A 15,672-nucleotide genomic window follows, 5' to 3' on the forward strand; every position below is an offset into this window, starting at 1 on the left:
CTCTGCTCTTCGGGGTTCATTGCCATCTCTCCAAATGCGCTGCGGGCGCGACGTTCCATAGGTTAAATGATCCTAAAATACTCATTACTCTTCCTCCGCTTCTTGTGGTACGGGAGGGGGATCATTTCGATGCATAAACGAAAAGAAGACCGGAACGAAGGTTAGCGTTCCAAAGGTGGCTAGTAAGAGTCCACCAATGACTGCGCGGCCTAGCGGCGCGTTCTGTTCGCCACCGTCGCCCAGTCCGAGGGCCATTGGAACCATACCGATGATCATTGCAAGGGCCGTCATAATGACTGGGCGGAACCGCGTGAAACCGGCTGAGAGGGCGGCGTCCAGAGCGCTCATGCCCAGGTCCATCTGCTCCTTCGCGAAGCTGACTACGAGAATCGAGTTCGCCGTCGCCACACCCACGCACATGATGGCGCCAGTCAATGCAGGGACGCTGATGTGCGTGCCGGTTAGAAACAGTAGCCACACGATTCCGGCTAGAGCTCCGGGTAACGCAGCAATGATGATGAATGGGTCGAGCCAGCTCTGGAAGTTCACCACGATCAGCGCGTAGACCAGCACGATCGAAAACAAGAGTCCATAGACCAACCCCGTGAAAGAGGTGTGCATCGTCTGAATCTGCCCACGGACATAGATCTCGGTACCACGAGGTAGCTTGCTTTTGCTGTCTTTGACCATCTGTTCAATTCTGGTCGAAACGCTTGCGAGATCTGTCCCTTCAACCGAACCATAGATATCGATTACGGGACGGGCGTTGTAGTGGCTTACCGTTCCTTGTTCGGCCCCTCTTCGAATCGAGGCTAGATTTCCAAGAATTTGAGGCTGCTGCGTCGATCCATTTGTCGCAATCGGAAAGTTTTCAAGCTGCTGAAGACTTTGAACGTTGTACTGCGGGGTCTGCACTGCGATGTTGTAACTGACGTGATTTTGCGGATTGAGATAGAACGTCGGATTAGTCTGGAAGCTGCCGCTAAGGCTGGTGAGCACACTGACTGCCACGTCACGCTGGCTGTAACCCACCTGTTGCGCGCGAGTGCGGTCGACGTCGATCGTCCATATTGGAAGGTTGAACGGCTGTTGAATTCGCAGGTCCGTCGTCCCAGGGATGTGACTGATCTGCTGCATCATCTGTTCGGCCACTACGCGATTTTGCGCGACTTGCTGTCCAACAACCTGAATGTCAACTTGTGCCGGCAGACCGAAGTTTAGAATTTGGCTGACCATGTCCGTCGGCAGATAGTAGAACTCAGTACCTGGAAACTGCTGGGTAAGCTTGTCGCGCAGTTCATGTGTGTACTCGGCTGTTGGGTGATGCTTCTCGTCGAGCGAGACAAGAATGTCTGCATCTGCCGTACCGACGGGAGCGGAGTTTGAGTAAGAGAGATTCAGGCCGGAGTACGGGATACCGATGTTGTCGATAACAGAGGCCAACTCTTTGGCAGGGATCTCCTTGCGGATTACATCTTCGATCTGGTCGCACAGTCTCGCTGTGTCTTCGATTCGCGTTCCGGTGTGTGCACGAACATGTAACTTGAACTGTCCTCCATCCACCGAGGGGAAAAAGTCCTGTCCCAGCCATGGATACAGAAGCACCAGAGAGGCCACCCAGAAAGCTCCGATCGACAGAAGGAATATGACTCGATATTCCAGGCAGAAGCTCAACAGACCGTGGTACCAATTGCGCAGTTTTTCGAAGTACTTCTCAAAGGTGAGTTGGAAGCGAACCAACGGATTGCGGCTGACATGCGTTGATTGTCCCTCTTGATGCGGCTTCAAAAGGTACTTTGCCATCGTCGGGACAATAGTTCGCGACAGGAAGTACGACGCGAGCATTGCAAAGACAACCGCCTCGGCCAGAGGGACGAAGAGGTATCGCGCGACCCCTCCGAGTAAAAACATGGGGACGAAGACGATGCAGATTGAAATTGTCGAGACAAAAGCTGGGACTGCAATCTGAGCGGCACCGTCGAGAATTGCCTGTTCGACTTCCTTGCCCTCCTCAAGATTTCGATTGATATTTTCGATCTCGACGGTTGCGTCGTCTACAAGAATACCGACCGCCAACGCTAACCCGCCGAGCGTCATGATATTGATCGTTTCGCCGAGCGCGGCCAACATCAACAGAGAACAGATGACCGACAAGGGGATGGAGACCGCGATAATAATGGTGGAACGCCAACTGCCGAGAAACAGCAAGATCATCGCGGCTGTAAGACATGCAGCGATGATCGCTTCGCGAACCACCCCGCTAATTGCTCCTCGAACGAAGACCGATTGATCGGCAATGGGCTGCATTTTCAGCGCTGGAGGCAACTGGGCTGCGATGAGGGGGATTTGGGCTCGCACGTCCGAGATAATTTGCAAGGTCGAAGCGTTGCCCGTCTTTTGAATTGTCATCAACGAAGCGCGCTGCCCATCTACACGAACGATGTTCGTCTGCGGAGGAAATCCGTCACGGACATTTCCTATGTCACGGATGTAGATAGTCGCGCCGTTTACCGTCTTTATGGGCAGATTATTCAGCGCTGCAATCGAACTTGGTGCGCTGTTGGTTTCCACCTGATAGTCGACGTGCCCCATCTTCATGTCGCCGGCCGGCAGAATAATATTCTGGGTAGATACGGTGTTGACGATATCGGAAGCGGAAAGCCCATAGGCTTGCAGTTTTTGCGTGTCGACGTCCACCTGTATCTGGCGTTGCTTGCCTCCATAGGGAAATGGCGTCGAAGCACCCTGAACGGTGGCCAGCTGCGTGCGGATGAAGTTAGCGCCGAAATCATAGAGCTGCTGTTCGCTAAGACCAGGTCCTGACACGCCAAGCTGCAAAACGGGAACACTTGACGCACTGTATTGGATTACCAACGGAGGCGTCGTACCCTGCGGATACTGGCGAAGCGCCGTCTGCGAGACTGCGGTGACCTGTGCCACCGCCTGAGAGATGTTTACCGATGGTTGGAAGAAGATTTTTACTACAGAGACACCGTTCAACGTCTGCGATTCAGTGTGATCGATGTCGTTTACCACGGTAGTAAGGTTTCGCTCGAATGGCAGCACAATTCGATCGCTCAGTTGCTCAGGCGACAGTCCCGCATAATTCCATACGACGGATACGACCGGGATATCAATGTTCGGAAAGATATCGACCGGCGTCCGCAGCATGACTACGGGCCCGATGATAAACAAGAGCAGCGACAGAACAACAAAGGTGTAAGGTCTCCTAAGCGCGAGACGAACGATCCACATCAAAGCTCCTTGGGACGATACTTTCTTATTTCGCCGGAGGCTCCATAAGAGATGTCAGTGTAGAAACAGCTTCGTTTGAATCATGTAAAACCAAGCGTTTAGAAATAAGATGCCGCGGCGGCAGAACAAGACTCAAAGTTGCCCATTACGACGTTTTACAAGAGAGCCGGCCTTCTTCGGGGGGCGCTGATAATCAAGTCGCCTTAGACCTCCGAATACAGCTTCCACCATGGCCTCGGACTCTGAGTCATTTAAGGAGCCGTGGCCGGCGAGCAATCGAAAAATAGTGGGCCCATAAATCAGGTCTAGAACAATCTCCCCGTCAACAGCGCTGCGAATCTCCCCACGGTCCACGCCGCGCCGCCACATGACACGCGCAGCATCTCTCCGGGCGTAGAGGAAGCGTTCTCGAAATGATGCCAGAAATCCCGGGTCACTCTGACCTTCCGCAATAAACTGACAGAAAAGCCGCCCCAACGTAGAGGTGTAAAAAGCGGTCAATGACTTCAATTGCTCTGTAAAATCTTCCTCTGCCGAACCTGTATTCGGCGTTGCAACTCGTTCTGTCATTCCGGCCAGATAAGCGTCGAGGGCCACCATGCTTTTGTTACGCCACCACTTGTAGATCGTGGCCTTACTAACACCAGCCCGCTTTGCGATCGCGTCTGATGTCACTTTGCGGAGTGACTCGCGCTCCAACAACTGAAGGGTCGCCTTCAGAATGGCCGCCTTTGCCTCGAGACTGCGGTGCCGCCCGCGCCTTCTTGGCTCCTCCGCATATTCCAGGGTTTGCTGTTTTCGCATTCGTCTATTCTCAACAGAAAATAGGCAGGTCACACAAGTGCAGAAGTGAATCAAATATTCCGTGATCGCAAATTGAACGTTAGAGTCAGAGTCTGCAATGATTCTGAAACTGTACGTTCAGTATAGTTATTAAGAGTCGATTTATCGAATGATCGACTTTGCCTTTAGAGATTGTTCTGCTAGTTTTTGAGTAACAGGTGATTTTAGAACCATTTACGCATCAATTTCAGCGACGACCTGCCTGCAGCGCCCGAAGAATCTGGGCTTCGGGGACTTGCAAGAGGAGTTGGTTATCCGATATGACGACGCTAAACCATTTTAAACGGTCAGCTTTTTCATGTAGTCGGCGTCGATCTTAAGTGCATCCAACGGCGGGATGTCATACGCCTCCTGCTCAACAAAATAATGCTTGATGGTTGCCCTTTTCGCTGCCTCAAAAACTGGACGATAATCCAGGGTTCCCTTGCCTAATTCAGCGGCGGGAGGCGGCTCCATGACAGATGCTGGCTTGTCGGTGTGCTTGAAGTCTTTGACGTGAAGCATGGAGATTCGAGAAGGATAGCGCTGGAGATAGTCCACCGGGTTGGCACCTCCAACGATGACCCATCCGCAGTCCAGCTCGAAGGTCACGAGTTCAGGATCGGTCAGGCGAATCATTTCATCGAGTGGGACAACACCATCTTGTTTACCAAACTCCATCGTATGGTTGTGATAACCGAATTTCATGCCGGCGGTCTTCAGCTTTTCGCCAAACTTGTTGAACTGATCCGCGTTCCACCGATAGTCCTCCAGGGTGAAGGAACGAATCATTGCGGGATAAGACATATCTTTCAGCCGTGATGGATCTTTGATGCCAGGGAAGGCGCAGATAATGTACTGCACGCCAATCTCTTTGTTGAAGGCAACAATCTTATCGAAGTCTTTACTGAGACTTGAGTAGGGATAGTGGGCGCTAACGCATCTGAGACCGGCCGCCGACATCGCACTCTTGACTTGTTCGGGTGAGTGGTCAAAGTAGCCAGCCGCCTCAACCTCCTGATAACCGAGCGAGGCGAGCTGTCTGAGCGTTCCCTCGTAGTCTTTCGCGAGCATCTCGCGGACGGAGTAGAGCTGGAGGCCAATCGGCAGGCCAAAGGGGGATGCCAATAATCGATCACACTTGAGAAGGGAGGCGCTGTAGGCAGCCGCGGCGGTGGCAGTCTGGAGGAAGTTTCGACGCGTGTAATGGGTCATTGGGATCCTTTTCACCTGGAGGAACTGTGGTTAGGTCTAATCGTTAGATCGTTTCCGCCCAGAGATTGGCTCGGCTGCGGTGGCGCTACGATCAGCAACGACCACAGTACATCAATAGGTGACTTTCCTGGTAATACTCGCGAGGGTGACGGCGGGCGAATGATTACATCGGAGAGGTACGCACTCCGGAGGGTGAATGATCGCCCCCGAGATTGATCCCTATTTTCCGAATAGGTACCAAAAGATCAGCGACCGACCCCTCGTCCCACCCCGAGGGTCTCGACCGCGAAAGAAGATTACAGAAAGACGGGAGAAGAGCGGCAGCCGCGGATCTCCCGGCCTAGATTCTCTTGTTACTGTGGAACAGAACATCGTCACTGGTGATGAGTAACTTCCTCCAAGTAGAGACTGCGCCCTGCAGAGGCCGGAACTGTCAGGAGCCTGCCTGGGTCTATCAACGACGTTATGGAGGCGCGAGAGAGATTACCAGTGCCACGTGGCGAAATATTTCTATAGCCAAATGCGCTGGCGAATCGCGGCACAGCTCTGGATCGCGCAGAGGTTCTGTTACGAGAGAAACGCGCCAGCCACGCGTTCCGCTGCGAGAATCAATTGATTCTCGCTCAGAGCCGCAAATGCAAAGACGAATTGCACGTGACCGGCACGCTCTACCGCAGAACATGCCGGCCAATAGACGCGCTCTAACCGAACCCCGGCGGCAAGCGCGCGCCCGAAGGCCTCTTCTTCAGAGAGGTCAATCTGGAAATCAGCCAGGAAGTGCATGCCCGCATGGTCTCCGTAGACCGTGACTCTGCGTCCGAAGTGTTTTTGCAACGATTCGACCAGGAGGGCACGCCGGTTGCGGTAGATGATCCGCATCTTTCTGACATAGGGTTCAAGATGTCCCTCGGTAAGAAAGTCTGTGAGGATGCGTTGATCAATCGAAGAGCTCTGCAAATCACAGAGCAGTTTGCCGCCGGTGAATACGTCCTGAAAAGCACGGGGAACGACGAGATAGCCCAGTCTTAATGTGGGGAATAAGAGTTTGGAAAAGGTTCCGACATAGAGGACCGGAGCGTCGGGCACCATTCCCTGTATGGAGGGGAGAGGCCTTTCGTTGTATCGATACTCGCTATCGTAGTCGTCCTCCAGAATGAGTGCGCCTGCTTGTCTTGCCCATGCCAATAAGTCCATACGACGTGCGATCGAAAGCGAGACGCCCCGGGGATACTGGTGCGAAGGCGTCACGTAGACGAGCTTGACAGCTTTGTCGCTGTGCTTTTTGAGCTGCGAGACTTGCATACCGTTCCGGTCGACTGGAATCGGCAAGATGTTGGCTCCCTGGGAGTCGAAGATTCGTCCTGCAAATCGATAACCCGGGGCCTCCATCGCAACGCAGTCGGATTGATCCAGAAAGATTCTTGCGGCGAGGTAAAGTGCCTGCTGAGATCCGCTGGTGATGATGATCTGATTTGGATCGCAGACAACGGCGCGTGACATGCGCAGATAGTGGGCGACGGCTGTTCGCAATTCGGTACTGCCGTTGAACTCCTGGGTATATTGCAGGAGTTTTGGAGGGTCCTCCTGCATGCGTCGAACCCACAGCCTAGTCCAAAGCTTTCGAGGAAATGCGGTTACATCCGGTCCGTGAGAGTCCAGGCGAAGCATCTCGGGTGGATTGGGCGGCCGGATTGGCGCGTCGATGATCGCGCCGTAGCGGGAGAGTCGCACTGGGGGATAACTCTCGACCTGCGGATCGATTTCGACTGTCACCCCGGACGCGTACATGTCCGTCTCCGGCAGAGACGAACAGACAAAGGTTCCCGACCCACGCCGGGTTTCAAGATATCCCTCCGAGACTAATCGCTCGTAACACTCGGTGACGGTAATTCGCGAGACGCCAAGAGACGTGGCGAGAGCCCGCGAGGCAGGTAGCTTGGCGCCAGCCTCGAATCTTCCTCCGACGATCCCGCCACGCAGGCCGTCGTAAATCTGGCGATAGAGGGCTATCGGCGAGACGGGATCGAGATTGAGGGCTACTTCCATGGCATCAGACTATATGTTTTACGTTCCGGGCTTAACGCTTGTTCCCGGGGATGTTGGCCTCGCGAACCATATCTCCAATCATTGGCTTTATCGATTGGACGGATCTATCGGTCGATTGCGAGGTCCATACCTGATTTGGTGCGGACGAGAGCGCGGACGATGGAACTGGCGGCGGGCTCAATGGTGACGGAGCGGGCGTTGGTGGAGGCGAGCTGGAGACCGTAGAGGAGGACCGCTGCTCGTTTGGAATCAATGCGGTTGCGGGCGAGGGCTGCCACGAGCAGCGAGATGGAGACCTGAATGGATTCGACATCTTCGAGCGGCGGTAGGTCGAGTTCGATGGGGAGGGCTTCGGGCAGATACTGGGGAGTTCCGGTTGCGGAGACGGGGATGTCTGGCTCGTTTGCGGGCAGGGCGGGCGCGGTTTCGACGAGAGTTCTGTGGCGGCGGAGGAGGCGGGAGTGGAAGTAGCAGAAGGCGGAGAGACCAAGACAGGGTGATTTGCAGCGGCGTCCGTTGGTTTTGATATGGCGGCAGATGGCGGTTTCCATTTTTTTGGCTCCTTTGTGGTGCGGTTGGTACCCCCCTCCCCCCGGGGGTATTTTGGGGATAAGTGAAATGGATGCAATGGTTTAGCGGCAGGGTGTGTCGCTAAAATATTGCATCCATGTGAGTTACGGCTAAAATACTTGTTTTGTTTGAGTTAGCGGATTGTTATTGCGGGTTCCTCCTTTTGGAGCTTGCGATGATGACTGCGTGCCATGGTGTTTTGCTGGTCGTTCCGTGGTGCGTTGGTGGTGCGTTGTGGATGGGTTAAATGGGAAGGGCTGCCGCAGCTTTCGCCGGAGGCAGCCCTTGGTTTCAATCTCTTATTTAATTGTAGCGAATTGGATATAACTCATACGCCAACTTTGGCGAAGATTTTTGAATTATTTTCAAGGAACGCCTGAGACCTGTGTGAGTGAGCGGTTCGAGAGACTATCTCAGTTGACATCCATCCACTTCTAGGCATACTCTCCCCCGCATACTGAGAAGTACAGGGGTAGGGGATGGCGAGAAACGATTTTCAGGGAAGCCTTGATCTGCTGGTTCTCAAGACACTCTCTCAGAGAGGGGAGTTGCATGGGTATGGGATTGTGCTGCATATCCAGAGAGCCTCCGAGGAGTTGCTTCGCGTGGAGGAGGGTTCGCTTTATCCGGCTCTTCACCGCATGGAGCAGAGTAAATGGATCAGCTCCGAGTGGGCTCTGACAGAGACCAACCGCAGAGCGAAGTACTACAAGCTGACGGCTGCAGGGCGGAAAGAATTGCAGGATGCGGAAGAGAGCTTTGAGCAACTGGTGAAGGGCATCCGCGCGATGTTGCAGTACGCATGAGGTGATTCCATGTCGCTGGTTCGGCGTATCACGAATCTTTTCTCCCGCTCGCGCGTAGACCGTGAGATCGACGCCGAGCTTCAGTCGCACCTTGACCTGCGTATAGACGACAACCTGGCTGCCGGCATGACCGCCGTCGAGGCGCGACGCGACGCTCTAGTCCGCTTCGGCAACCGCACGGCGACAAGAGAGCGTGTCGCTTTGGCTGACGTGGCGCTCGGACTGGAAAGCGTCTGGTCCGATCTTCGCTACTCTGCTCGGCAGTTGCGCCGCTCTCCGGGGTTCGCGCTTACAGCGGTGCTGACCCTGGCGTTTGCCATCGGCGCGAACGCCGTGGTCTTCGGGATTTTGAATGGACTTATTCTGCGCCCAATGAATGTGCCGCAAGCCGAGAGTCTGTATGGAAGCGAGTACGGGGACGGTGCAGGATGGCAGTCGTATCCCAACTACGTCGATCTGCGAGATCGCAATCACAGCTTCGAGGGGCTGGCAGCGTTTAATTTCGCCTTTGTGGCGGTGCAGACGGGCAAGGACCTCTCCGTATCTACTGGCTTTGCCACGAGTGGGAACTACTTCGACGTGTTGAGGATTCAACCTTATCTTGGCCGCGTCTTTCATGGCTCCGACGAGCACGGCCCGGATAGCGCGCCCTATGTTGTGCTCAGCTATTCGTATTGGCACAGCCGTTTTCAGGATGATCGTGGTGTGATCGGCCGTGTCGTTCGGCTGAACCAACATCCTTTCACCATCATCGGTGTAGCACCGCAGGGATTTCAGGGCACGCTGCTGTTTATCTCTCCGGACTTCTTTGTGCCGATCGTTAACCAGGCGCAGCTGGCCGCTGACTTCGACCTGAATGCGCGTGCGAACAACGCAGGAATCTTCGAGGTCCTGGGGCATCTGAAGCCGGGTGTGACTCCCGCTCAGGCTGTCGCAGATATGAACTCCGTGGGTGCGTATTTGCAGAAGACCTATCCTAAAGAGTCGGTGCATAAGAGTTCTACGTTGTCGCGTACGGGACTGACTTCGTTTCGCCGTCCAGCGGAGGGGTTCATTGCGGGATTGATGCTGCTCTCCGGATTGATTTTGCTGGCTGCATGCGCCAACCTGGGCAGCCTGTTTGCGGCTCATGCTGCGGACCACTCCCGCGAGGTTGCACTGCGGCTGGCACTTGGCTCGAGTCGTAGACGCATCCTGCAGCAGCTATTCACCGAAGCGATGATTATCTCTTTGGTTGGAGGAGCCGCGGGACTGCTGGGCAGCGCGGTTCTGTTGCGACGGTTGAGCACGTGGCAGCCGTTTTCGGACGCGCCGATCCATCTGCCTGTCACACCGGACGCGACGGTCTATCTTGTCGCTGTGGCTTTGGCTGTAGTGAGTGGTCTGCTGTTTGCCATCGTTCCCGTGCGGCAGGTGCTTCGGGCGAATCCGTATGAGATCGTCAAGGCGGGATCGAACGTTCGTCTCGGTCGGAAGATGACTGTCCGCGACGTGTTACTTGTCGTTCAGATTGCGATCTGCGCGGTGCTCGTTACCTCTTCGATGGTGGCGCTGCGTGGACTGGTGCGTACGTTGCACAGCAACTTAGGCTTTGATCGAAACACGATGCTGGTCGGTGCGAACCTGGCGATGGCTGGCTATAGCGTTGACAGAGCGACTGCTATGCAGAGACGAATGATCGATGCGATCGAGACGATCCCTGGCGTCGAGCGCGCTGGATTGGTCAATAACTACGCACCACTGATCTATGGCGCTGGTACCAGGGCTAATGTCTTCAAAGATGCAACTACGGAGCTGAGTCAATCGAATGTTGCAGCGATGCCCTACCGGTATGACATATCTCCCGGGTACTTCGAGGCAGCGGGAACAAGTCTGTTGGCGGGGAGAAGCTTCCGATGGAACGACGACATGAATGCCCCTGCCGTTGTGGTGGTGAACAGAGAGTTTGCGGGCAAGATGTTTGGATCGGTAACGAGCGCGGTTGGGAGGTATTACAAGCTGCAGGATGGAACACGGGTGCAGATCGTAGGGGTTGTCGAAGATGGGAAGTACTTGAGCGTTACGGAAGAGCAAGAGCCGGCGATGTTTCTTCCTTCCCTGCGAACGCCATCGAGTGCGGGTTATATTGCGGTGCGTTCGCGGCGCGATCCTCAGGAGCTTGCCGGGGCCATCAGGAGTAAAGTGCGCGAGCTGGATGCGGGTTTGCCGGTCGACACCAATACGTGGAACAGCATGTTGTCGGTGGTGATGTTTCCGTCGCGGGTCGCAACGTTATCGCTGGGTGTGCTTGGCATGATGGGTGCGCTGCTGTCGATCACGGGGATCTTTGGGATGGCGGCTTACTCGGTGAGCAAACGGCTGCGGGAGTTCGGAATTCGCGTTGCGCTCGGCGCTCAGCGGATGCAGGTACTGCGGGCGGCGCTGGGACGCGCAGTCAAATTGCTGGCATTCGGGTCGGCAGTGGGACTGATCTTTGGAGTTCTGGCGAGCCGGGTGTTGGCCTTCATCGTGCATCAGGCGACTCCGCGCGATCCTCTGGTGTTGGCTGGGGTTGTGCTGGCGATGGCGATGCTGGGACTGGTGGCGACGTGGATTCCAGCGCAGCGTGCGCTGTCGGTGGATCCTATGAGACTGCTGCGTGAGGAGTGAACTGCTCAACTAGAAGCTGTAGCCGATGGAGAACTGCAGTTGACGACCTGCGAGGGCCGCGGTGGGATGCTCGAAGAGAGACGAGTTGAGAGAGCCGATGTAGCTGGTGAAGTTGGCGTGGTTGAGGACGTTGAAGGCGGAGACTCCGGCGGAGAGAAACTTGGCTTTGTCACCTGTCTCCCTGGTGAGACGGAAGTCGTGGTCATAGATGAGGTCGAGCGAGGCGACACCGCCAGCCTTGAGGGTGTTGCGTCCTACGCCGGCGGGGCGAGCGTTGCCGAGGCCGGTGTGAAAGTCATCGTTGCCGGTGGTCTCGGTGTAGGGCGTGCCGGTGTAGAGGGTGGCGATGAGGCCGAGTGAGAGCCAGTGATCGGGGTTGATGTTGCCGATGAGATTGAAGCGCTGGCGGCGGTCCTGATCGGCGCGGCCCCACTCGTCGTTGGGGTTGTATTGATTCTGGGGGAAGGCGTTGATGCCTCCGGTGTTGTTTTCGAAGCGGGAGAAGGTGTACTGGGCCTGACCGGAGAACCAGCGTCCAGCCTGGCCGCGGAAGGAGAGGTCGAGGGCGTTGAGTAGATTGCGACCGCCGGATTCGATCTGTTGAATCTGGCCGTAGTTGAGATTGGGGCGCGGGTAGTTGGCGGAGAGAATCGGGTCGGGTGGCAGGATGGGGGCGTTGGCGTCGCGGGAGCGGAAGGACTTTACTCCGACCTGGCCACGATAGGCTGCGGTGACGGTGATGGTCTTGTGGATCTGGCGTTCGACGCCGACGCTGTATTGGATAGCGTAGGGTGTGCGGACGTGGGCGTCGAAACGGGCGAGATTGGTGGGGACGTTGCTGAAGTCGAAGTTGGGTGGGATGGGGAAGGTGGGATTCTGGATCTGGATGGAGTGGAGGACGACGCCGTCGTGGAGCTTGACGGTGGCGGGGAAGTCGCCGCCGGTGCGGTCGTAGAAGAAGCCGGTGCCGGTGCGGAAGATGGTCTTGCCTTTGCCGGGGGCGTAGGCGAGCGAGATGCGCGGGGAGAAGTTGTTGTTGTCGGGCAGGAAGGTCTGCCAGTCGTAGCGCAGGCCGAGAGAGGCCTGGAGATGTGGGGTGAGCTTGATCTGGTCCTGGATGAAAGAGCCGAGCTCGTTGATCCAGTAGAGGGCGCGTCCGCTGCCTTGCTGCGCGGTGAAGACGTAGGGCGTGTTTGCGGCGTAGTTGGTGAGAGAGGCAAATTTGACGGTGCCGAGACGATTGGTGTGGTCGTCGACGGCACGGCGACTGAACTGTGGAAGTTGAACGCCAACGCGCAGGTAGTGCTTTCCGCGGCTCCAGGTGAGGATTTCGTTGACGTGGATGGTGTTTTCGGTGCGTGCGATGTCGGCCTGAGCGCCGCCGCCGATGAAGGAGCCGCTGACCTGGATTGATGGGGCGTCGGTGACGGATTTGGTGACGTCCTCATCCTTCTCGAAGGTGACGAGGAGTTGGTTGATGAGATTGGGGGTAAGGATGAGGCGGTCGTTGAAGATGGCGTCGTCCTCGCGGGAGTTGAGGTTGTAGCCTGCTTCAGGGAGGGTGATGCCGCCGACTCCTGCGTTCGTGCTGGTGGAGCCCTCGTAGTTGTAGCCGACGGAGAGGCGATGGTTGGGAGAGAAGTCGTGAGTGACGCGCATGGAGTACTGCGAGTTGCGGTTGGGGGTGAGGACGTTCTCGCTGATGACGCCATTGGGGCCGATGGCGTTGACGACGGAGGCGGTGTCCTGCTGGCGGTAGGATGCGGAGGCGATGAAGCTGGTGTGTCCGTCACGTCCGACGGGACCGCCGATGTGACCTTCGTAGATGCGGCGGGTCTCCGGTGGGCGAACAGGGGAGAAGTAATTTTTGGCGTTGAAGATGGCGTCGCGAAAGATGAAGTTGGCCTCGCCGTGGAAGATGGGGGAGCCCGGTTTGGTGGTGATCTCGATGCGGCCGCGACCGGGGCGGGTGAACTCTGCGGAGTAGGGGTCGTTGTTGATGCGGACCTCCTGGATGGCGGAGGCAGAGACGCCGACGGACTTCATCTCGACGCCGTCGACGATGATGGTGGTGCCACCGGATGAACCTGCGGAGCTGTCGAGGAAGGGAGTGAGGGTGGCGACGATGTCCTGGTCGAAGACGGGGATTTTGCGGAGGTCGTCGCCGGAGACTGAGACGGTGTCTTTGTTGGCGGAGGAGTCGGTGGAGAGGGACTGGTTGGTGTCATCGACGTTGACCTCCTGATTGATGGACTGGGTGAAGAGGGTGATCTTTACGTTGGCGATGCTGGTGGTGAGGTGGAGCGGGGCGGTGTAGGCGGCGAAGCCTGAGTAGGTAGGGACAATCAGCGAATAGTTGCCAGGGGAGAGGTTGTTGAGGGTGAAGTTTCCCTTAGCGTCGGATTCGGATTGGGAGGCGAGAACGCCGGCGGTGGTTTCGAGTCGAACGGTGGCGCCAGGGATAGCTGCGCCCGTGGGATCGAGGATGGAGCCGCGGACAGACAGCACAGTCTGCGCGAAAGAAGAGCAGGACAGAGCGAGCAACAGAAGAGCTAACAAGTGACGCGGTGACATGCGCTTATGTTAACGAGTGAAGCTTAAGAAATGCTGAACGGGAGATGAGATCGGTTCGCGTGGATCAGCGCACGAGATCCTGAGCGTGTCACCGTGGCATGCGGAAGGCCTCATTCATGAATTTGAATGGTGCCTCTAGCTTGTGCGAGACAATTTCAACAGCGACAAAATCGAGCCACTCTTAAGCTCCACTTAATCCCCACTTTGTAAGCTCTACCCATGGCAGATGCCCGAGGCCGAAGGTACAGAATCAGCCGGGCTCTTCTCTTCTTCGTTCTAGTTGTTGGATTGAGTGAATTCAACGACGTGAGCTCGCACGCGCAGAGTAGCGACAATTTTGCGAATGTTGTGAGGTCGGTTGTCAGCGCAGAGCGAGAGGCGGCTACGCAAAGACCGCCGTTTCTCTATACTTCGATCGAGACGTCCGATCGTACGAAAGGGCATGAGTGGACTGAGCGAGTAGCGGATATCTGGGAGGGAAGACTCAGGTATCTCATTGCAGAGGATGGCCAACCGCTCTCCGCGGGCCGTCGCGCAGAGGAAGTCGCCCGGATCAAGTCGATCGCAGCGGATCCGAGTTCTCTTCGAAACAGCAAGCAAGAGCAACAGAACGACGAAAAACATGCGAGGGAGATGGTCGATCTTTTGCCTCGAGCTTTCGTGTTCGAGGATGGCGGGCACGAGGGGTCCTGGCTTCGCATCAATTACAAACCCAACCCGAATTACATTCCGCAGACTTTTGAGGAACGAGCCCTCCATGGCATGAGTGGAACGCTGATCGTTGATGGTCGATCACGACGACTCCATCAGCTCAGCGGCTATCTGTTCGATGACGTTTCGTATGGATACGGTGTGCTTGGCACCATTCATCGGGGAACGAACTTCACGACCACACGCGATCTGGTCGGGCCAGGTGTGTGGAAGACTACCCTGCTCGACGTTAAGATCGACGGACGTATCGCTCTCTTTAAAACGATAGGCCGGCGTCAGCACTCAATCCATCGCGACTTCCAGCCGCTGCCTTTGGACATCTCCCTTTCGCAAGCGGTGGCTCTTCTTTTAAAGTAGAGCGTGTTTGTCGTCACTTAGAGGCCACCCGCTTGAGCTTTATTCAGGATGGGCGAGTTGCTTTCCTGTCGGTCCGACTTGAATTTCACCTCTTTGACTTCCTTTGAGGGTTGATGCCTCGTAGGCGACCACAGAGCCCTGCCTGGTCAATGATTCCACCTTGGTGATCACTGCCCCTGCTGCCTTTGTTCGCAATGCTGTTTGAACTTCCAGAGGAAGAGAATCCATTGAGACTTCTTCTTCAATCTCGTTCAGGGTTCCATCCTTGGCAATTTGAATATCTTTTGTATGACCTTTCACGATCATCTCGGCCTCATAGACCGTCTTGCCATTCTCCCGCTCAGTAATAAATCTTTTGATGGTGGCTCCCTGGGACTGTGTCTGTACAGTCTTCTCAACGGCGGGTGGGAGCTGAGAACGGTTCAACGTCTTCTCTTGTCCAAGCACGATCAAGGAGGAGCTGCTTATCAGCAGCGCGGTCGTCAAAGCTGACATGTTTCTTTTCATGGTTTTTGCTCCCTGCAGTTCTCTAAGAACTTCGATAGTTTGCCAGCAAAGACTTAAGTGGGCGTGAAGGCTGAAGCGTTACGTCCAATACGTAGATTCCTGTGCGGGCCTGGTATCTAGATCTCTGATTTCAATTAGGTTTCGCGTGTCTTAATGTTGA

The 15,672-nt window shown here is 55.7% G+C and carries 10 protein-coding genes; 3 read left to right on the forward strand and 7 right to left on the reverse strand.

Translation table 11 applies throughout. The annotated features are described in order from the left end of the window. Nucleotides 1-84: 84 nt before the first annotated feature. The 5 genes from HDF12_RS18430 to HDF12_RS18450 all read right to left on the reverse strand — a co-directional run bounded on the left by HDF12_RS18430 (nt 85) and on the right by HDF12_RS18450 (nt 7,889). Entirely contained in the window at nt 85-3,255 is a 3,171-nt protein-coding gene (locus tag HDF12_RS18430) for an efflux RND transporter permease subunit (RefSeq protein WP_179585739.1), read from the reverse strand. Between the two features lie 132 nt (nt 3,256-3,387). Beyond that, complete coding sequence (locus HDF12_RS18435; RefSeq protein WP_179585741.1) at nt 3,388-4,059, reverse strand: TetR/AcrR family transcriptional regulator; 672 nt, start codon at nt 4,057-4,059, stop codon at nt 3,388-3,390. Between the two features lie 318 nt (nt 4,060-4,377). Next, nucleotides 4,378-5,292 carry a sugar phosphate isomerase/epimerase family protein gene (locus HDF12_RS18440; protein WP_179585743.1) on the reverse strand — a complete coding sequence of 305 codons (915 nt, stop codon included), beginning with the start codon at nt 5,290-5,292 and terminating at the stop codon, nt 4,378-4,380. A gap of 567 nt (nt 5,293-5,859) precedes the next feature. Beyond that, entirely contained in the window at nt 5,860-7,338 is a 1,479-nt protein-coding gene (pdxR, locus tag HDF12_RS18445) for a MocR-like pyridoxine biosynthesis transcription factor PdxR (RefSeq protein WP_179585745.1), read from the reverse strand. A 104-nt stretch (nt 7,339-7,442) separates the two neighbouring features. After that, nucleotides 7,443-7,889 (reverse strand): hypothetical protein, encoded by a 447-nt coding sequence (locus tag HDF12_RS18450; protein WP_179585747.1) that lies wholly within the window; start codon nt 7,887-7,889, stop codon nt 7,443-7,445. Between the two features lie 498 nt (nt 7,890-8,387). Here HDF12_RS18450 and HDF12_RS18455 point away from each other — a divergent pair, with 498 nt between their 5' ends. Further along, nucleotides 8,388-8,714: a PadR family transcriptional regulator gene (locus tag HDF12_RS18455; protein ID WP_179585749.1), complete on the forward strand. Its 327-nt coding sequence runs from the start codon at nt 8,388-8,390 to the stop codon at nt 8,712-8,714. 9 nt (nt 8,715-8,723) lie between these two features. Continuing rightward, nucleotides 8,724-11,363 carry an ABC transporter permease gene (locus HDF12_RS18460; RefSeq protein ID WP_179585751.1) on the forward strand — a complete coding sequence of 880 codons (2,640 nt, stop codon included), beginning with the start codon at nt 8,724-8,726 and terminating at the stop codon, nt 11,361-11,363. 9 nt (nt 11,364-11,372) lie between these two features. Here HDF12_RS18460 and HDF12_RS18465 read toward each other — a convergent pair whose 3' ends face one another. Then, the gene (locus HDF12_RS18465; RefSeq protein WP_179585753.1) at nt 11,373-13,937 is read right to left on the reverse strand and encodes a TonB-dependent receptor; all 2,565 of its coding nucleotides are present in this window, start codon (nt 13,935-13,937) and stop codon (nt 11,373-11,375) included. 633 nt (nt 13,938-14,570) lie between these two features. Here HDF12_RS18465 and HDF12_RS18470 point away from each other — a divergent pair. Continuing rightward, nucleotides 14,571-15,005: a hypothetical protein gene (locus tag HDF12_RS18470; RefSeq protein ID WP_179585755.1), complete on the forward strand. Its 435-nt coding sequence runs from the start codon at nt 14,571-14,573 to the stop codon at nt 15,003-15,005. Between the two features lie 39 nt (nt 15,006-15,044). On the opposite strand, the gene HDF12_RS18475 is transcribed toward HDF12_RS18470, so the two are convergent. Next, entirely contained in the window at nt 15,045-15,512 is a 468-nt protein-coding gene (locus HDF12_RS18475) for a hypothetical protein (RefSeq protein ID WP_179585757.1), read from the reverse strand. Between the last annotated feature and the right edge of the window lie 160 nt (nt 15,513-15,672).

Source organism: Tunturiibacter gelidiferens, assembly GCF_013410115.1.
GTDB lineage: Bacteria > Acidobacteriota > Terriglobia > Terriglobales > Acidobacteriaceae > Edaphobacter > Edaphobacter gelidiferens.